The sequence below is a fragment of the Micromonospora sp. CNB394 genome, assembly GCF_000374985.1.
GTDB lineage: Bacteria > Actinomycetota > Actinomycetes > Mycobacteriales > Micromonosporaceae > Micromonospora > Micromonospora marina.
Genome location: NZ_KB895840.1, coordinates 33595 through 51165, shown reverse-complemented (window position 1 = coordinate 51165; position 17571 = coordinate 33595). Strand labels below are relative to the sequence as shown.

Sequence of the window (17571 nt, the reverse complement as noted above, 5' to 3'; positions counted from 1 at the left end):
GCGGCCCGGCGCGGCTGTGCGTCCGAGCCGGCGCGGCCCGGCGCTCAGGCGGGTGCGGCGACCGTGCGGGCGGCCTCCGGATCCAGCGGGCTGCCGGCCGGCAGCAGGTCCACCAGGCCCGCCGGCAGCCGCGCCGGACGCACGCCCGCGTAGCCGAGCATGCCCGGCACGTCGGCGCCGGTCAGCGCGTACCGCCGGCCCAGGTCGGTGACGACGCAGATCGCGCCGCCGGTCGCGCCCGGCGCGGGCGCCGCCTCCACGAGCGCGCCACGTCCCGGCTCGACCACCACCGCGTCGGCGAGCCCGGCCCGGCCGCCCGGCATGCGCGCGGCGGCGGCCGGGTCCGGCGCGGTGACGCCGAGGCGGAGCTCGCGGAGGCCGCCGTCGTCGCCGGCCCGCGCGCAGAGCGCACCCTCGGCGGAGGCCAGCCGGGGCGGTACGGCGGGCGGCGCGGTCGCCCCGCCGGGCACCAGACCGGGCAGCTTCGGCAGCGCGGCGAACCGGCCGAGCGTGATCGGTTCCGGCTCCCGCTGGCCGGTCCGGGCCAGCAGGAGCGCCGCCTGCAGTTCGGTGATGCCGGCCAGCCCGCCCCGCTGGGCGACCGCGTACTGCCGTCCGCCGCCGGAGTTGCGCACCAGGTAGACGTCGCCCACCGCCGCGCCGGCGACCCGCTCGGACGGCGCGCCGAGGTCGTCCACCGGTGGCGGGGCCAGATCGGCGCCGGCCGGGAGCGTGTTCAGCAGCGCCGCCGCCACCGGCACCGCCCGCTCCCGGGTGGCGGCGAGCGCGGCGAGCACCCGGTCGGTGTCGCGCAGCAGGTAGCGCCGGTCGTGCCAGAGCAGGTGCAGGCCGCCGTCCGGGTGCCGGGCGAGCAGGCCCTGGTCGCCGAGCGCCCGGCCGCCGGGGGCTGCCCGCCCGATCAGCAGCACCGAACGGGCCTCGCCGCGCCCGGCCGCCGGGCGCCCGCCCTCCTCGCGCCCGGCGTCGTCGCCCGCCGCCGAGCACAGCGTCCAGGCGTCGCGGACGAGCCGGTCCGACGCGGGCAGCGAGTCCGGTGCGTCGGCGATGCCGAGCGGCAGGCCGCGTGGCACCCCGTCGATGGCACGGCGGCTGACCAGCACCGTCTTCGGCCGCTCCGCGCCGATGATCAGCAGCGCGGAGGCGTAGTTGAGCACCGGGTGCAGCTTGTCGTCCCGGTAGACGAACCGCGCACCCGACTCCTTCTCCACGATCACCGCGCCGGTCTCCCGCCACGAGTCGCCGCCACCGGTGAACAGGCCGTGGAGCGCGACGCCGCCGAGCGCGATCGCCGCGACCAGGACGCTCGCCAGACCCGCGCCGGCCAGCCGCCGGAACGGCGACTGCGGCGGGTCCGTCTCCCGCATGACGAGCGCGGCGACCGCCCGCTGGACGCTGAACTGGTACGAGTGGAGCTGCTCCTGCCGCGACGCCATCGTGTACCTTCCGCCGGGATCGCCGGCGCACAGAATAGACGCTCCGTCACGTCCCTGGAGACCCTCCGTGTCCTCGCCGACCTTAGTTCGTCGGCCCGCCCTGGCAGCCGCCGCCCAGACCCGGTCGATCCCGACACTCATGGCGCTCCGGGACGGCGTGCTGGTGTTCGCCCAGCCGGGCGCCCTGCCGACGGCCGGGCTGGAGGAGCCGATCCGGGCGGTGTGTGACCTCGACATGGACGAGGTCCGGACCAAGGCCGCCGGACGGGTGGCGACACTGGTACCCCCTGGGGTATCTTCGATCGCAGGAGGTGGGACGTGAATCTTCGACCGGAGATGACAGGCGATGCGCTGACCCGGCTCAAGCGGGCCCGGGGGCAGCTCAACGCCGTCATCGAGATGATGGAGAACGGCGAGGACTGCCGCGCCGCGCTGACCCAGCTCGCCGCGGTCTCCAAGGCCATCGACCGGGCCGGCTTCAAGATCATCGCCTCCGGCATGCGCTACTGCGACGCCGCCCGCCAGGCGGGCGACGAGCCGGAGATGACCGAGGAGGAGCTGGAGAAGCTCTTCCTGTCCCTGGCCTGACGCGCCCGCCCGACCGGATCCCGTCCGCGCCGTGTGACCGCGACGCGGGCGGGTAGACATCTGCCCGGAAACCCCGGGCCGCAGCCTGCCCCCCATATACCCCCGGGGGTATATGGGGAAAGAGAGGAAACGGCATGACTCTCGACGTGTCCGTCATCGCGACGTCCTCGCTCGGCGACCGCAGCTACCTCGCCTCCGACGGCCGGGTGGCGATCGTGGTCGACCCGCAGCGCGACATCGACCGCATCCTGTACCTGGCCGGCGCCGAGGGCGTACGGATCACCCACGTGGTCGAGACGCACATCCACAACGACTACGTCTCCGGCGGCCTGGAACTGGCCCGGATCACCGGCGCGCAGTACCTGGTGGCCGCCGCCGACCCGGTCGAATTCGACCGGACCCCGGTCTCCGACGGCGACACCGTGCCGGTGTCGGACACGATGCGGCTGCGGGTGATCGGCACCCCGGGCCACACGTTCCACCACCTGTCGTACGCGCTCGACGAGGCCACCGACGGCGGCTGGAACCCGGCCGGCGTGTTCACCGGCGGCTCGCTGCTGTTCGGCACCACCGGCCGCACCGACCTGCTCGGCCAGCAGTACGCGCACGATCTGGCGCACCACCAGCACGCCTCGGCACGCAAGCTGGCCGACCTGCTGCCCGACGGCGCGCAGGTGTGGCCGACGCACGGCTTCGGCAGCTTCTGCTCGGCCAGCCAGGCCGACGCGCCCGAGTCGACGATCGGCCGGGAGAAGCAGGCCAACCCGGTGCTGCGGCTGGCCGCCGACCAGTTCGTCACCGAGACACTGGCCGGGCTGGACGCCTACCCGGCGTACTACGCCCACATGGGCGTCGCCAACGCCGCCGGTCCCACCCCGGTCGACCTCACGCCGGTGGCCCGCGCCGACGCCGACGAGCTGCGCCGCCGCATCGCCGCCGGGGAGTGGGTGGTCGACCTGCGCCACCGCAAGGCGTACGCGGCCTCGCACCTGGCCGGCACCGTCAGCCTCGGCCTGGACGGGCCGATGTCGACGTGGCTCGGCTGGCTGATCGACTGGGGCGTGCCGATCACGTTCCTGGCGCAGACCCCGGAGCAGGTCGCCGACGCCCAGCGGGAACTGGTGCGCATCGGCATCGACCGTCCGGCCGCCCAGGCCACCGGCGAACCCGCGCAGTGGGCCACGGATCCGTCGCAGCTGCGTGAGCTGCCCGTGGCCGACTTCGGCGCGCTCGCCGCCGCGCAGGCCGGGAAGACCCCGGCCGGGCTGCCCGAGCCGCAGGTCGTCCTCGACGTGCGGATGACAGGCGAGTGGACGGCCGGGCACATCGACGGTGCGGTGCACGTGCCGCTGCCGGACGTGCCGAAGCGGCTCGCCGACATCCCCGCCGGGACGATCTGGGTGCACTGCGGCTCCGGCTACCGGGCCACCGCCGCCGCGTCCCTGCTCGCCAACGCCGGCCGGGACGTGGTGCTGATCGACGACTCGTACGGCCGGGCCGAGGCGGCCGGCGTACGCATGGCGCCCGTCGCCTGACCTCTCCCCCAGCGCCCGGCCGGCGTGTCCCCACGCCGGCCGGCGCCGGACCCTGCCCGAGAACACCGGTGAAGGAGACAGAGCATGACCACGGCCACCCCCACCACCATCGACGCGGCGACCCTGCGCGAACTGATCGCCGCCGGCCGTACGCCGCGGATGCTCGACGTGCGCACGCCCGGCGAGTTCGAGGCGGCGCACATCCCCGGCGCGTACAACGTGCCCCTGGACCTGCTCCGGGAGCACCGCGCGGAGCTGCGCGGCCACCTGGACGAGGACGTGGTGCTGATCTGCCGCTCCGGCGCCCGGGCCGGCCAGGCCGGTCAGGCGCTCGGCACCGTCGGCCTGCCCAACGTCAAGGTGCTCGACGGCGGAATGCTGGCCTGGCAGGCCACCGGCGCACAGGTCAACCAGGGCCGGCCGCGCTGGGACCTGGAGCGCCAGGTGCGCCTCGTCGCCGGCTCGATCGTGCTCGCCGCCGTCCTCGGGTCGGTGTTCGTCCCCGGCCTCAAGTGGGTCGCCGCGCTCATCGGCGCGGGCCTCACGTTCGCCGCGCTCACCAACACCTGCGCCATGGGCGTGCTGCTGAGCAAGCTGCCGTACAACCGCGGCGCGAGCTGCGACCTCGACACGATCGTGGGGCAGTTGCGTGACGGGAGCCGCAGGTGACCACCCTCGTGCTGACGCTGGCCGGCGCGGTGCTGATCGGCGCGACGCTGGGCCTGCTCGGCGGCGGCGGATCGATCCTCGCCGTGCCGCTGCTGGTCTACGTCGCCGACCTGCCCGCGAAGGAGGCGATCGCCACCTCGCTGCTCGTCGTCGGCGTGACGAGCGCCGTCGCGGTACTGCCGCACGCGCGGGCGAACCGGGTCCGCTGGCGTACCGGGCTCATCTTCGGCGTGGCCGGCATGACCGGCGCCTACGCGGGCGGCCGGCTGGCCGAGTTCGTCCCGGCCGGCGTACTGCTGACCGGGTTCGCCCTGATGATGCTCGCCACCGCGGTCGCGATGCTCCGGGGCAAGCCCGTCGAGGGGCACCCGGTGCCGCACGAGCTGCCGATGCTGCGGGTGGTCGGTGACGGCGTGGTCGTCGGCCTGGTCACCGGTCTGGTCGGCGCGGGCGGCGGCTTCCTGGTCGTACCCGCCCTGGCCCTGCTGGGCGGGTTGCCGATGCCGGTCGCGGTCGGCACCTCGCTGGTCGTCATCGCGATGAAGTCGTTCGCCGGCCTGGCCGGCTACCTGTCCAGCGTGCAGATCCACTGGGGTCTGGCCGCCGGGATCACCGCCGCCGCGGTCGTCGGCAGCCTGCTCGGTGGCCGGCTCGCCGGCCGGATCCCGGCCGACCTGCTGCGCCGGGGGTTCGGCTGGTTCGTCGTGGTGATGGGCGTGTTCGTGCTCGCGCAGCAGTTGCCGCCGGTGTGGGGACTCGCCGTGGGACCGCTTGCCGTGGCCGGTACGGTCACCATGGCGGTGTGGGGCCGCCGAAGGAGGGGGCACAGTGGACAGCAGCGCCTGGGACAGCCGGTACGCCGACACGTCCGGACTGGTGTGGAGCGCTGAGCCCAACCGCTTCGTTGTCGAGTCGGTCATCGGGCTGACTCCCGGGTCAGCGCTGGACATCGCCGCCGGCGAGGGCCGCAACGCGGTGTGGCTGGCCGGTCAGGGGTGGCGGGTCAACGCGGTGGACTTCTCCGCGGTGGCCGTCGACCGGGGGCGGGAGCTGGCCGACGCGCGCGGCGTCACAGTTGACTGGCGGGTCGCGGACGTGACCGCGTACCGGCCGGTGCCGAACAGCTACGACCTGGTGCTGATCAGCTACCTGCACCTGCCCGCGCCGGAGTTCGCCGGGGTGCTCGCCGCGGCGAAGTCCGCGCTGCGCCCCGGCGGCACGCTCGTGGTGGTCGGCCACGACCTGGCCAACCTCGCCGGCGGCATCGGCGGTCCGCAGGACCCGGACGTGCTGCTCACGCCGGAGTCGGTGGTCGACGGGCTGGCCGGGCTGCGGGTGCAGCGGGCCGAGACGGCCCACCGGCCGGTCCCGGGCACCGACGGCGGCACCGTCGACGCGCTGGACACCGTCGTGGTGGCCACCCGCCCCGCCGACTGACGCCGTCGTTTCGCCGGGCCGGGCCCGGGACCGGCCGGTAGCATCCGGGGACGGATCGGCGGAGAGGACACCGGGTGGGCGCGCGTTTCGAGGAACTGGCCTGGCGGGAGACGCCGATCGGCGAGATCAGCCTGCGGCGGCGCCGTGACCCGGCTCTGGACTCCGACGTGTACGAGGTGAAGCTCGACGACGAGTACCTCATGTCCAGCGCCTTCCCGGTCGCGGAGATCGAACTGGCCCGGCTCGGGCTGGCCCCGCTGACCGGTGAGGCGCTGGACGTGGTGGTCGGCGGGCTCGGCCTCGGCTACACCGCACGGACCGCGCTGGAGGATCCCCGGGTGCGTTCGCTGGTGGTGGTCGAGGCGATCGAGGACGTCATCGACTGGCACCGGCGGGATCTGCTGCCGTTCGCCGCCGGCCTGGCCACCGATCCGCGTACCCGGTTCGTGCGGGCGGACTTCTTCGCCGCGGTCGCGGGCGACGGTTTCGACGACGACGAGCCCGGACGCCGCTTCCACGCGGTGCTGCTGGACGTGGACCACTCCCCCCGCCAGGTGCTGCACCCCAGCCACGCCCCGTTCTACACGGTCGGCGGGCTGCGCCGGCTGGCCGCGCTGCTGCACCCGGAGGGCGTCTTCGCGCTGTGGTCGAACGACCCGCCGGACCCGGCGTTCCAGCGCACGCTCACCGAGGTGTTCCCGACCTCGGTGGCGCACGTCGTCCGGTTCCCGAACCCGTTGCAGGGCCGGGAGGCGGCGAACACGGTGTACGTGGCCCGGCACTGATCCACCCGGCGGCGCATGGCCGCCCGATCAGCGGGAAAGCGCACGGCCCACCGTACGACGGGAGGCTGGGACATGCGCGCGTTGCTGTGGGTGGTCGGCGTGGTCGCCGGTGTGCTCATCCTGCTCGGGTTGCTGCTGGAGGCGGTCCGCTGGCTCGTCATCATCGGCGTGATCGCGCTCGCCGCGGTCATCATCTTCGGCATCGTGAAGGGCCGGCGGGTGGTGCACCAGCACTCGACCCGCCGACGCTGACCTGCGGAGAGTGTGACCCACCCGGCAACCTACGTGAACGTAGGTTACCGAATGGTCAAGTTAGGCTGGGGGCGTCATCCGCGCGACGAGGAGTAACGGCGATGGACGCGACCGCCCAGCGACCCTGGACCCGTAGCTACGCACCCGGGGTGCCGGCCGACATCGCCGAGCCGGACGGCTCGCTCGTCGACCTGCTCGACGAGGCTGCCGGGCGGTTCGGTCCCCGGGTCGCGCTCGACTTCTACGGCGCCACCACCACGTTCACCGAACTGGCCGACCAGGTGGCCCGCGCCGCCGAGGCACTACGCCGGCTCGGCGTCGGCCCGGGCGACCGGGTCGCCCTGGTGCTGCCGAACTGCCCGCAACACGTGGTCGCGTTCTACGCCGTGCTGCGCCTCGGCGCGGTGGTCGTCGAGCACAACCCGCTGTACACCGCCGACGAACTGGACCGGCAGCTCACCGACCACGGCGCTGTCGTCGCGATCGCGTGGGACAAGGTCGCGCCGCTGGTGGCGGGACGCGGCGCCGTGCGTACCGTGGTGGCGGTCGACCTGACCGCGGCGTTGCCGCGGCTCAAGCGGTGGGCGCTGCGGATGCCGCTGCCGAAGGTCCGCGCCGCCCGCTCCGCGATGACCGCCCCCGCGCCCGGTGCCCTGCCCTGGTCGGAGCTGGTCGCCGCCGCCGGGCCGCTGCCCGCCGGGCATCCCGCGCCGGCGGCCGGGGACGTGGCGCTGCTGCAGTACACCGGCGGCACCACCGGCGAGCCCAAGGGCGCGGTCCTGACCCACCGCAACCTGCGCGCCAACGCCGCGCAGGGCCGGGCCTGGGTCCCGGGCCTGCGCGACGGCGCCGAGACGGTGTACGCGGTGCTGCCGCTGTTCCACGCCTACGGACTGACGCTCTGCCTCACCTTCGCCGTGAGCATCGGGGCGACACTCGTGCTGTTCCCCCGCTTCGACGCCGACCAGGTGCTCGACGCCGTCCGCCGCCGCCCGCCGACGTTCCTGCCCGCCGTACCGCCGGTCTACGCGAAGCTCGCCACCGTCGCCCGCGAACGCGGCGTCGACCTCACCTCCATCCGGTACGCGATCTCCGGCGCGATGTCGCTGCCACCGGCCACCGTGGAGCTGTGGGAGCAGGTGACCGGCGGCCTGCTGGTCGAGGGATACGGCATGACCGAGACGTCCCCGATCACGGTGGGCAACCCGGTCGCGCCGACCCGCCGGCCCGGCACCGTGGGCGTGCCGTTCCCCTCCACCGACGCGCGCATCGTCGACCCGGAGGACCCGACCCGCGACCGCGCGCCGGGCGAGGCCGGCGAGCTGCTGGTCCGCGGCCCGCAGGTGTTCTCCGGCTACTGGCACCGCCCGGAGGAGACGGCCAAGGTGCTGCTGCCGGGCGGTTGGATGCGTACCGGCGACATCGTCACCATGGACGCCGACGGCTTCATCACGGTGGTCGACCGGATCAAGGAACTGATCATCACCGGCGGCTTCAACGTCTACCCGTCCGAGGTGGAGGAGGCGCTGCGCCGCATCCCGTACGTACGCGAGGCCGCCGCCGTGGGACTGCCCACCGGCGACGGCGAGGAGGTCGTCGCCGCCGTGGTGATCGACCCGGCGGTGGCCGTGACGCCGGAGGCGATCCGGACCTCGTGCCGCACCCACCTGGCCGGATACAAGGTGCCGCGCCGGATCGTGATCGTCGACGAGCTGCCGTACTCCCAGATCGGCAAGATCCTGCGCCGCGAGGTACGCGAACGGCTGCTCGCAGGCCGCTGACCCGGGCCGCCCGTTCACCGGCCAGGCGGGGAGGGTGGACGGGCGTCCATGGTGAATTCACGGGGCAGGTCGGTCGGTCGTTACCTCATGCGCCTGGTCGGCGGCGGGGTGTTCCTGCTCAAGCGCTCCGGCCCCGACCGGACGGCGGGCTGCGTTCCGCCCGCCGCGCGCTGACGTACCGGACCGCGCTGCACCGGACGTGCCGGTGCCGCCGCCTACGCTGTGGACATGATCGACAGGCGTCAGGTGCTGAACTTCCGGATCCGGGCCCAGCAGCTCGACCGGGCCGAGGGGTCGCTCGCCGACACCGCCGTGCTCGACATCGGCGTGCAGGACACCGGTCCCGACGGCGGCCGATGGGCGCTCGCCGCACGCGGGGTCGACGTGACCCCGCTGAGCGGTGCCGACCTGGCCCTGCTCTGGACCGTACGCGGCGCGCCGCACCTCTACCGCCGGGCCGACGTGGGCACGGTCGCCGCCGCGGTCGAGCCGTTCTCCGACGCCGACGCGGGCAAGCGCATCTACGACGCGGCGAAACCGTTGAAGGCGGCAGGCATCGGCATTCTCGCCGCGCTCGACGAGGTGGCCGCGCGGATGCGGGAGATCGTCGGTCGGCCGACGGTCAAGGGCGAGGTCTCCGGCCGCCTGGCCGACGTGATGCCCGAGCCCTACCTGCGGTTCTGCCGGCCGTGCAACGCGACCCACCTCTACGAGATGCCGTTCCGGCTGGCCGCCGTGCGGGCCGGGCTGGAGCTGCGGCTCGGCACCTCACCGCCGGTCCTGGAACGCATCCCCGGGTTCCGTCCCGCCGCCGCGCCCGGCGACCGGTTCGACCTCGTCCGCGCCTACCTGCGGCTGCTCGGCCCGGCCACCCCGAAGCACGTGGCCGACTACCTCGACGCCCCGGTCAAGGAGGTGAAGGCCCGCTGGCCGAGCGACGCGGTCGAGGTGAGCGTCGACGGCGAGACGCGCTGGCTGCTCGCTGCCGACGAGGCCGCGCTGGCGTCGGCCGAGACCACGGCGACCCGCCTGCTCGGCCCGTTCGACCTGTTCCTACAGGCGAAGGACCGGGCGACGCTGGTGCCGGACGCGGCTCGGGTCAAGGAGCTGTGGCCGGTGCTCGGCCGCCCCGGCGCCGTCCTCGTCGACGGCGACCTGGCCGGCACCTGGCGCCCCCGCAGGTCCGGCCGCTCCCTCACGGTCACGGTCCAGCCGTGGCGCAAGCTCACCGGCAGCGCCCGCGACGCGGTCGTCGTGGAGGCGGAGCGGCTCGCCGCATACCGGGGTGTGCCGCTGGCCGGCGTCGACGTCGAGGGCGACCGGCGCGTGCTCGACCGGATCGCGGCAAGGCACCCGAACGCGTAGACCGCCACGTCAGCGGTGGGCGAAGACGAAGCCGCCTTCGACGTCCGGGGCGGGGTGATGCGTCATCTCGGCCTCGACGGTGAACCCGGCGTCGGTCAGCCAGGCCGCGACCCGCTCCGGCCGGCGGCGGTGCACGTGGACGTGCATCGGATGCCCGCCGTATCCCTGCGTCTTGAGCCGGCTTCCGTCACCGGCGTGGAACCCGAGCAGCACGACCCCGCCGGGCCGCAGCACCCGGTGGAATCCGGCGAGGACGGCGGGCACCTCGTCGTCCGGCACGTGGATCAGCGAGAACCAGGCGAGCAACCCGGTCAGCTGCCCGTCGGTGAGGTCGAGACGGGTCATCGAGCCCACCTCGAAACGCAGGCCCGGGTGGTCGCGCCGGGCCACGTCGATCATCACCGGTGACAGATCGATGCCGAACGCGCTCAGACCCAGATCATGCAGATGACGGGTGATCCGTCCCGGTCCGCATCCGACGTCCGCCACCGGCCCGGTCCCCCGCGCCCGGACCAGCTCGGCGAAGAGCGCGAGGATGCCGCGCTGGAACGGCTCGTTCGCCAGGGCGTCGCGCAGCAGGTCGGCATAATCGACCGCCACCGTGTCGTAGGAGGTGCGGGTGTCGTCCAGCCAGCCGGTGTCGCTCACGCCGCGCACGATAGCCGCGAACGACGGACCGGTGGTGGAATGATGACCGGCATGCCGGATCGGGCGTTGAGCTTCGGGGCGGCAGCGCGGGCGTACGAGCGGTTCCGGCCCGGCTATCCGGAGGAACTGGCCGATCTGGTGCTGGCGTACACGGGCCGACCCGTCCGGACCGCATTGGAGATCGGCGCCGGGACCGGCAAGGCGACCCGGCTGTTCGCCCGGCGCGGCATCACGGTCACCACCACCGACCCGGACCCCGCGATGCTCGCCGAGCTGCGCCGGCACGTCCCCGCGGACGTGCGGGTCCGGCAGGCCGCGTTCGAACAGTTGCGCGCCGACGAGCGCCACGACCTGGTGTACGCGGCGGCGGCCCTGCACTGGACGGCCCCGGACCGGCGGTGGGAACGGATCGCCGGGCTGCTCACGCCCGGCGGCGTGTTCGCCTCCTTCGGCGGGCCGCTGCGGCTGGCTGATCCGGCTGTGCGCGACGCGGTGGCCGTGGCCCGGTCCGCGTACCTCGCCGACGACGAGATCCCGTCCCCGGACGGGACGCCACCGGCGGCCCGGATGCAGTGGCCCGGCACCGAGCTACGCGCATGCGGGTGGTTCACCGACGTGCGCCAGTCGGAGATCCCGCGGCGGATCACCGTGTGCGCCGACGACTACGTCGGTGTCCCGTCGACCGTCTCGGCCTATCTCGAACTGCCTCCGCCCGTACGCGAGCAGGTGTTCGACCGCATCCGGGACGTCCTGCCCGGCACGGTCGAGGTCACCGCCGACGTCACTGTGCACCTGGCGCGGCGGACGTCGCAGCCCTGATCGACCGGCCCCGGGTGATCCTTGACGCCACCGCGCCGGAAGACCAACCGAAGATTTACGCGGACGAGGGAACTTCCCGACACACCTGGCCGACTACTCGATCGGGAGACGGCAACCGGGCAGCCCATGGCTCGACGGGCACGAGCCACCCCGAACCAAAAGCCCATATTTTCGATCGGAGTAGTCGATGTCCGTCACCGAACTGTCCGGCGATCCCGCGCCGGGCACCTCCACCGCCGCGTCGGCCGCTCGGCCGGGCCGCCAGCCCACGCCGTTCGCCGCGCTGCTGACCCGGCTGCACTTCTACGCCGGCATCCTGGTTGCCCCGTTCCTGCTGGTCGCCGCCCTGACCGGCCTGGCGTACACCATCACCCCGCAACTGGACCAGGCCCTCTACGGCGACCGGCTGACCGTGGCCGCCGTCGGTGACCAGCCGAAGACCCTCGCCCAACAGGTCACCGCCGCACGGGCCGCGCACCCCGACGGCACCATCGCCGCCGTGGCGCCCGGCACCGGCGACCGGACCACCCAGGTGGTGTTCTCGCTCGAGGAACTCGGCGACAAGCAGCACACCGTCTACGTCGACCCGTACACCGGCGAGGTGACCGGGCAGCTCACCACCTGGTTCGGCTCCACCCCGGCCACCACCTGGCTCGACGACCTGCACCGCAACCTGCACCTCGGCGAGGTCGGCCGGCATTACTCCGAGATCGCCGCCAGCTGGTTGTGGGTCCTCGTTCTCGGCGGGGTAGTCCTGTGGTGGCGCCGCCGCAGCGCCACCCGCGCCCGGACGGCACACCTGCTCGTGCCGGACCTGACCGCCCGCAAGGGAGTCCGCCGTACCCGGGGCTGGCACGCCACCACCGGTGTCTGGCTCGCGGTCGGCCTGCTGTTCCTCTCCGCCACCGGCCTGACCTGGTCCCGGTACGCCGGCGCGAACTTCAGCACCGGCCTGGACACCCTGCGCGCCGGCACGCCCGCACTCTCCGCCACCGTTGACGGCGTGGCCGCGCCCGCGGGCGGCGGTGAGCACCAGCACGGTGGCGCGGATACCGGCACGGCGGACAGTCCGGCGTCCTACGACAACGTGCTGGCCTCCGCGCGCAGCGCCGGACTCTCGGGACCGGTGGAGATCAGCCCTGCGGCGGAGCCCGGCCTGGCCTGGACCGTCGCCCAGGTCGACAACACCTGGCCGGTCGCGAAGGACCGCATCGCCGTCGAACCGACCACCGGCGCGGTCACCGCCCGCAGCGACTTCGCCGACTGGCCGCTGCTCGCGCAGCTCAGCAGCCTCGGCATCCAAGCCCACATGGGAATCCTGTTCGGGCCGGTCAACCAGGTCCTGCTCGCCGCGCTCGCTCTCGGTCTGCTCTGCGTCATCGTCTGGGGCTACCGCATGTGGTGGCAGCGCCGCCCCACCCGCGCCGGCCGCCGCGCCCGGCTCGGCTCGCCGCCCGCCCGGGGCGGTCTCCGAGGGCTCCCGTGGTGGGCGCTGCTGCTCGGCGTACCGGTCACCCTGGCACTCGGCTGGGCACTGCCCTGGTTCGGCGTGACCCTGCTCGGCTTCCTCGTCGTCGATCTCGTCCTCGGCGTGCTCGCCCGTCGGCGCCGCCGGGCCCTACCCGTCTCACCCGCCCCGGCCGGGAGCTGATCCGGCGGCGGATCAGCACGGGGCGGGATCAGGACGCCAGGTAGGCGGTCAGCCGGTCGGCGAGCGGGCCCGGCCGGCTGAGCGCCACCGCGTGGCCGCCGTCGATCTCGTCGGGCACCACGCCGAGCCGGTCCGCGGCCACCCGGCGTTGGAAGCCGGCGGGGAAGAACTGGTCGTCGCGGCCGATGAGCACCTTCGTCGGCACGGCCGGCCAGGTGGTCAGCGGCCACGGCTCGTCCCCTTCCGCGCTGACCTGCTCCCGGCCGTGCGCCGGCGCCTCGGCGACGATCTCGGCCGGCACGCCGTTGTAGAACTGCTGCTCCTCACTGAGCCCTTCCGGCTCGCGGTAGCCGGTGTTGCCCCACCAGTCCCCCGGCTTCTCGCCGGGCCGCGGGATCATCGGGGTGAGCAGGACCAGCAGCCGCACCGGCAGCCGGTCGGCGACCAGCGGTGCGGTGAACGCGCCGTACGAGTGCCCGACCACCGCGAGGTCGTCGCGGGCACCGACGGCGTCGACCACCGCCTGGCGGAAGGCGGCGAACCCCGCCGACCGGTCCCCGATCGGCAGCTCCGGCACCACCGCGTCGTGGCCGCGGGCGGCCAGCTCGGGTACCAGCAGATGCCAGTCCCATGCGCTGCCCCCGCCGCCGTGGATGAGCACGAACGTCGTCATGTCCGTACCCTCCCACGCCGGTACGACATGCCGTGGCCGTGCGGAGTCGGCCCACGTCCGCCTTCCGGGCTTCGCACGCGGCCACCCTCGACCAGCGCCCGGACCCGCCCGTTCAGACCGGGCGGCCGAACGTCACCGCCTCCCGGACGAGCGGTGGTGCCTTCTCCGCCAGTTGCGCGTCCGGCCGGGCGCCGAGCGCGTCGTTCACAGTGGAGAAGGCCAGCCGGAACGCGATGAGCGTGGTCGCCTCGAAGATCTCCCGGTCAGTCAGGCCGGCGTCACGCAGGCGTTGCGTGTCGGCCTCGGTGGTGGCGTTCGGGTCCGTCACCACCCGGCGGGACCAGGCGGCGAGCGCCGTCTCCCGCTGCGACAGGTCCGCCTCGGTGCCGCGCAGCACCGCGGCGGCTGTCGTCTCGTCGCTCATCCCGGCCAGCCGCGCACCCCAGGCCAGCGCGCAGTACGAGTCGCCCCGGGCGGCGGCCGTGGCGGCGACCAGCACTGCCACCTCCCGCGAGGACAGCGTGGACTCGGACAGTAGTTCGGTGCGCGTGCTCTGGAACGACATCAGCACGTCGGGACGCCAGCACCAGACGCGGGTGAGGTTGTTGACGTAGCCGTCGGCGGCGAGGTCGTCCTCATAGGCGGTTTTCGCCGCCGGGCTCTGCGGCGGTTCGGGAAGGAAGGCGGGATTCATGCGGGCAGTCTGCGCCACCCGGACGTCCCCCACTGGCTGATCAACGACAGTACGATCCGCTGATGATCCAGGCGGTCTTCTTCGACGTGGGCGGGACGATCCTCGACGAGACGCGCGAGTTCGCGACCTGGGCGGACTGGCTCGGCGTGCCACGGCACACCTTCTCCGCCGTCTTCGGCGCGGTGATCGCCCGAGGGCTGGACTACCAGGAGGTGTTCCGGGCCTTCCGGCCCGGCTTCGATCTCACCGCCGAACTCGCGCGCCGGGTCGCGGCCGGTGACCCGGAGTCGTTCGGCGCCGACGATCTCTACCCGGACGCGCGGGCCTGCCTGGCCGCCCTGCGGGAGCAGGGACTGCGGGTCGGCCTGGCCGGCAACCAGCCCGAGCACGCCGAGGCGACGTTGCGGGCGCTGGACCTGCCGGTGGACGTGATCGGCACGTCGGCGGCCTGGGGCGTGGCGAAACCGGCGCCGGAGTTCTTCACCCGGGTGGTCCGCGAGGGCGGCGGCGACCCGTCGGCGATCCTGTACGTGGGTGACCGGCCGGACAACGACGCCGCCCCGGCGATGGCCGCAGGCATGTCGGCGTGCCTGATCCGGCGCGGCCCGTGGGGCCACATCCTCGACATGCCGGACGTCGCCGACCGGTGCCTGTTCCGCATCGACACGCTGGACGTGCTGCCCGCCCTGGTCGCGCGGCACAACGCGGCGGGCGGCTAAGCCGGCACGTCACCGAAGTCGCAGACATGCTCCGTCGCGAGCGATGCCGCTGCCGGACGGGTTGCCGACGGCCGAGAGCCGCACGAGCGGCGGCTGCAGCCGATGTCGTACGCCCGGTTTAGCCTGACCACCATGCCGAGCGACGAGCTGGACGAGCTGATCGTGCCCGACGCGGCCGCGCTGCGCGCGTGGCTGTCCGCCCACCACGACACGTCACCCGGTGTCTGGCTCGCCCTGACCCGCAAGGGCGGCACTGTCACCACAGTGACCTGGCAGCAGGCGGTCGACGAGGCGCTCTGCTTCGGCTGGATCGACGGGCAGGCCCGCAAGCGCGACCACGAGAGTTCCTGGATCCGGTACACCCCACGCCGGGCGCGCAGTTCCTGGTCGCAGCGCAACGTCGCGCACGTGGCCCGGCTGGAGTCGGAGGGGCGGATGACGCCCGCGGGCCGGGCCGCGGTGGAGGCCGCGAAGGCGGACGGCCGGTGGGCTGCGGCCTACGCACCGCCGTCGGAGGCCGAGGTGCCCGCCGACCTGCTCGCCGCCATCGCCGCCGAGCCCGCCGCCCAGGCCATGTTCGACGTCCTCACCAGCGCCAACAGGTTCACGCTCATCTACCGGCTCAACGCGGTCAAGCGCGCGGAGACCCGGCAGCGCAAGATCGGCGAGTTCGTCGCCATGCTGGCCCGGCACGAGACGATCCACCCGCAGAAGGCGAAGCCGCCGGCCACCCCGTGACCCGCCGTGTCTCACGAGTTGTCGAGGACGAACGCGCGCATGAGCGCGGCGCACTCCGCCGGGCCGCCGGGACCTCCGGCCTCGCGGAGGAACACCGCCAGGCCGTCGACGTCGGCGTGCCGGTGGCGGATCAAGCCGCGAGGGGCCTCGCGATCCGGCCGGTTTCGGCATGATGAGCCGATGCGGGTGGCGATGGCGACCGACGCGGGGCATCCCGGGCGCGCCAATGAGGACTTCGCGGGCGCCGTGCCGTGCGGCATGGTGCTGGTCGACGGCGCCGGTGGCATCGCCGGCGCACACGAGGTCTGCCATCACGGCATCGCCTGGTACGCGGCCCGGCTAGGCGGCGCGCTGCTCGGCGCGCTGTCGTCGGATCGGCGCCTGCGCGACGTGCTGGCCGAGGGCATCGGGCGGGTCACCGACGCACACCGCGACACGTGCGACGTGACCCATCCGATCAGCCCGTTCGCGGCCGTGGCGATGCTCCGGTTCTCCGGCGGGGCCGTCGAGCACCTGGTCCTCGGCGACGCGGTGGCGATCGTCGGCCGGGCGGGTGGTGAGCCGCTCGTCGCCCACGATCCGCGGGAGGTGGTGATCGCCCGGTCCGTCGAGGAGCGGTTGAAGGACGTGCCCGAGGGCGGCGACGAGTACCGGAGGCTGCTGATGGAGCTGCGATCCCGCCGTAACAGCCCCGGCGGGTTCTGGGTCGCGAAGGACGATCCGGCAGTCGTGGACGAGGCGGTCACCGGCGAGTGCCGGGTCGACGAGGTGCGCACGGCGGCGCTGCTCAGCAACGGCGCGAGCCGCCTCGTGGACACCTTCGGCCTGACCGGCTGGCCGGGGCTGCTGCGTCTGCTGGAAACCGACGGCCCCGCCGAGGTCGTCCGCCGGGTGCGCGAGGCCGAGGCGCGTGAGGGCGTCGCCACCGACGACGCGACGATCGTCTGCCGCACCTGACCGGCACGACAATCCGGCTGTCCTCGTGTTGACTGCGGCGATGGACCGTCAACGGCTGAGCAGCATCGCGCACTCGCACCATCCGATCGCGGCCCCGGTCTCCGGTGTCAACGTCAACCGGCTGCTGCGCCGGGCCGGTCGCCGGCCGGCGGCCCGCATCCTCGACCTGGGCTGCGGTGAGGCCGCCTGGGCGCTGCAGGCGCTCGCGCACCACCCGGACGGGCACGCCGACGGCGTGGATCTCAACCCGTACGCGCTGGAACGCGCCGCGGAGGCCGCCGCCGTGCGCGGCCTCGCCGACCGGCTGACGCTGCACGAGCGCGACGCCCGGTCGTACGTGCCGGACGGCGACTACGACCTGGTGCTCTGCGTCGGGTCGACGCACGCGTTCGGGGGGTTCGGCGGGACGTTGGAACTGGCCGGCCGGCACGTGGACCCCGACGGCATCCTGATGGTCGGCGAGGGCTTCTGGCCGGTGCCGCCGACGCCTGCGGCGCTTGCCGCGCTGGGCGCGAAACCCGACGACCACACCGACCTCGCCGGTCTGGTCGACGCCGCCGAGCAGGCCGGCTGGACCCCGGTGTACGGGCATGTCAGCGACGTCGCCGAGTGGGACGACTACGAGTGGTCGTGGACCGGCTCGCTGACCGAGTGGGCGCTGGACAATCCGGGTCACCCGGACGCCACCGACGCGTTCGCCGCCGCCCGGGAGCACCGGGACCAGTGGCTGCGCGGATACCGCGGTGTGTTGGGCTTCGTGACGCTGGTGCTGCGCCGGACCTGACTGGCGCGCCACGCGGGTCCAG

Annotated in this window: 21 protein-coding genes and 1 pseudogene; 17 read left to right on the top strand and 5 right to left on the bottom strand. The window is 74.1% G+C overall.

The genetic code is table 11. The features are described from left to right. Nucleotides 1–44 precede the first annotated feature (44 nt). Nucleotides 45–1454 (bottom strand): type VII secretion protein EccB, encoded by a 1410-nt coding sequence (gene eccB / locus C569_RS0118195; RefSeq protein ID WP_018787210.1) that lies wholly within the window; start codon nucleotides 1452–1454, stop codon nucleotides 45–47. A gap of 100 nt (nucleotides 1455–1554) precedes the next feature. On the opposite strand from eccB, the pseudogene C569_RS30550 reads away from it, so the two are divergent. The 11 genes and pseudogenes from C569_RS30550 to C569_RS0118140 form a co-directional block, all read left to right on the top strand. After that, nucleotides 1555–1776, top strand: a pseudogene (locus C569_RS30550) (thiol reductase thioredoxin); the annotation flags it as partial. After that, nucleotides 1773–2042 carry a metal-sensitive transcriptional regulator gene (locus tag C569_RS0118185; protein ID WP_026268316.1) on the top strand — a complete coding sequence of 90 codons (270 nt, stop codon included), beginning with the start codon at nucleotides 1773–1775 and terminating at the stop codon, nucleotides 2040–2042. The pseudogene C569_RS30550 and the gene C569_RS0118185, both read left to right, overlap by 4 nt. Before the next feature lie 134 nt (nucleotides 2043–2176). Continuing rightward, nucleotides 2177–3577 carry an MBL fold metallo-hydrolase gene (locus C569_RS0118180; RefSeq protein ID WP_018787207.1) on the top strand — a complete coding sequence of 467 codons (1401 nt, stop codon included), beginning with the start codon at nucleotides 2177–2179 and terminating at the stop codon, nucleotides 3575–3577. 84 nt (nucleotides 3578–3661) lie between these two features. Next, a complete protein-coding gene (locus C569_RS0118175) occupies nucleotides 3662–4246 on the top strand; it encodes a rhodanese-like domain-containing protein (RefSeq protein WP_018787206.1) in 585 nt (194 codons plus the stop codon). After that, nucleotides 4243–5136: a sulfite exporter TauE/SafE family protein gene (locus C569_RS0118170; protein WP_018787205.1), complete on the top strand. Its 894-nt coding sequence runs from the start codon at nucleotides 4243–4245 to the stop codon at nucleotides 5134–5136. Before C569_RS0118175 ends, C569_RS0118170 begins: the two co-directional genes overlap by 4 nt. After that, a complete protein-coding gene (locus tag C569_RS0118165; RefSeq protein ID WP_018787204.1) occupies nucleotides 5075–5683 on the top strand; it encodes a bifunctional 2-polyprenyl-6-hydroxyphenol methylase/3-demethylubiquinol 3-O-methyltransferase UbiG in 609 nt (202 codons plus the stop codon). The genes C569_RS0118170 and C569_RS0118165 overlap by 62 nt, the downstream gene beginning before the upstream one ends. Before the next feature lie 74 nt (nucleotides 5684–5757). Further along, nucleotides 5758–6468 (top strand): spermidine synthase, encoded by a 711-nt coding sequence (locus C569_RS0118160; RefSeq protein WP_018787203.1) that lies wholly within the window; start codon nucleotides 5758–5760, stop codon nucleotides 6466–6468. A gap of 72 nt (nucleotides 6469–6540) precedes the next feature. Then, nucleotides 6541–6720 carry a hypothetical protein gene (locus tag C569_RS0118155; protein ID WP_018787202.1) on the top strand — a complete coding sequence of 60 codons (180 nt, stop codon included), beginning with the start codon at nucleotides 6541–6543 and terminating at the stop codon, nucleotides 6718–6720. Between the two features lie 101 nt (nucleotides 6721–6821). After that, nucleotides 6822–8501: a long-chain-fatty-acid--CoA ligase gene (locus C569_RS0118150; protein ID WP_018787201.1), complete on the top strand. Its 1680-nt coding sequence runs from the start codon at nucleotides 6822–6824 to the stop codon at nucleotides 8499–8501. Nucleotides 8502–8549: 48 nt separating this feature from the next. Beyond that, entirely contained in the window at nucleotides 8550–8675 is a 126-nt protein-coding gene (locus tag C569_RS34765) for a hypothetical protein (protein ID WP_255327279.1), read from the top strand. A gap of 54 nt (nucleotides 8676–8729) precedes the next feature. Beyond that, nucleotides 8730–9866: a winged helix DNA-binding domain-containing protein gene (locus C569_RS0118140; RefSeq protein WP_036346205.1), complete on the top strand. Its 1137-nt coding sequence runs from the start codon at nucleotides 8730–8732 to the stop codon at nucleotides 9864–9866. A 9-nt stretch (nucleotides 9867–9875) separates the two neighbouring features. On the opposite strand, the gene C569_RS30545 is transcribed toward C569_RS0118140, so the two are convergent. Then, nucleotides 9876–10523 (bottom strand): methyltransferase domain-containing protein, encoded by a 648-nt coding sequence (locus tag C569_RS30545; protein ID WP_018787199.1) that lies wholly within the window; start codon nucleotides 10521–10523, stop codon nucleotides 9876–9878. A 42-nt stretch (nucleotides 10524–10565) separates the two neighbouring features. On the opposite strand from C569_RS30545, the gene C569_RS0118130 reads away from it, so the two are divergent. Next, nucleotides 10566–11333: a trans-aconitate 2-methyltransferase gene (locus tag C569_RS0118130; RefSeq protein WP_026268315.1), complete on the top strand. Its 768-nt coding sequence runs from the start codon at nucleotides 10566–10568 to the stop codon at nucleotides 11331–11333. Nucleotides 11334–11520: 187 nt separating this feature from the next. After that, complete coding sequence (locus C569_RS30540; protein WP_018787197.1) at nucleotides 11521–12984, top strand: PepSY domain-containing protein; 1464 nt, start codon at nucleotides 11521–11523, stop codon at nucleotides 12982–12984. Nucleotides 12985–13012: 28 nt separating this feature from the next. Here the strand turns inward: C569_RS30540 and C569_RS0118120 are convergent, their stop codons facing one another. Then, the gene (locus C569_RS0118120) at nucleotides 13013–13657 is read right to left on the bottom strand and encodes an alpha/beta fold hydrolase (RefSeq protein WP_018787196.1); all 645 of its coding nucleotides are present in this window, start codon (nucleotides 13655–13657) and stop codon (nucleotides 13013–13015) included. Nucleotides 13658–13769: 112 nt separating this feature from the next. Next, entirely contained in the window at nucleotides 13770–14351 is a 582-nt protein-coding gene (locus tag C569_RS0118115) for a carboxymuconolactone decarboxylase family protein (protein ID WP_231394829.1), read from the bottom strand. Between the two features lie 62 nt (nucleotides 14352–14413). Between C569_RS0118115 and C569_RS0118110 the strand changes: the two genes are divergently transcribed. After that, nucleotides 14414–15070 carry an HAD family hydrolase gene (locus tag C569_RS0118110; RefSeq protein WP_018787194.1) on the top strand — a complete coding sequence of 219 codons (657 nt, stop codon included), beginning with the start codon at nucleotides 14414–14416 and terminating at the stop codon, nucleotides 15068–15070. 132 nt (nucleotides 15071–15202) lie between these two features. Continuing rightward, on the top strand, nucleotides 15203–15808 hold the full coding sequence (locus C569_RS0118105; protein WP_026268313.1) for a YdeI family protein: 606 nt from the start codon (nucleotides 15203–15205) through the stop codon (nucleotides 15806–15808). Between the two features lie 11 nt (nucleotides 15809–15819). On the opposite strand, the gene C569_RS34760 is transcribed toward C569_RS0118105, so the two are convergent. Continuing rightward, the gene (locus C569_RS34760) at nucleotides 15820–15942 is read right to left on the bottom strand and encodes a hypothetical protein (RefSeq protein WP_018787192.1); all 123 of its coding nucleotides are present in this window, start codon (nucleotides 15940–15942) and stop codon (nucleotides 15820–15822) included. A 46-nt stretch (nucleotides 15943–15988) separates the two neighbouring features. Here C569_RS34760 and C569_RS0118095 point away from each other — a divergent pair, with 46 nt between their 5' ends. Both C569_RS0118095 and C569_RS0118090 read left to right on the top strand, forming a co-directional pair. Next, nucleotides 15989–16765, top strand: coding sequence for a hypothetical protein (locus C569_RS0118095; RefSeq protein WP_018787191.1), 777 nt, complete (start codon nucleotides 15989–15991; stop codon nucleotides 16763–16765). A 40-nt stretch (nucleotides 16766–16805) separates the two neighbouring features. Next, nucleotides 16806–17549, top strand: coding sequence for a cyclopropane-fatty-acyl-phospholipid synthase family protein (locus C569_RS0118090; protein ID WP_018787190.1), 744 nt, complete (start codon nucleotides 16806–16808; stop codon nucleotides 17547–17549). Nucleotides 17550–17571: the final 22 nt, after the last annotated feature.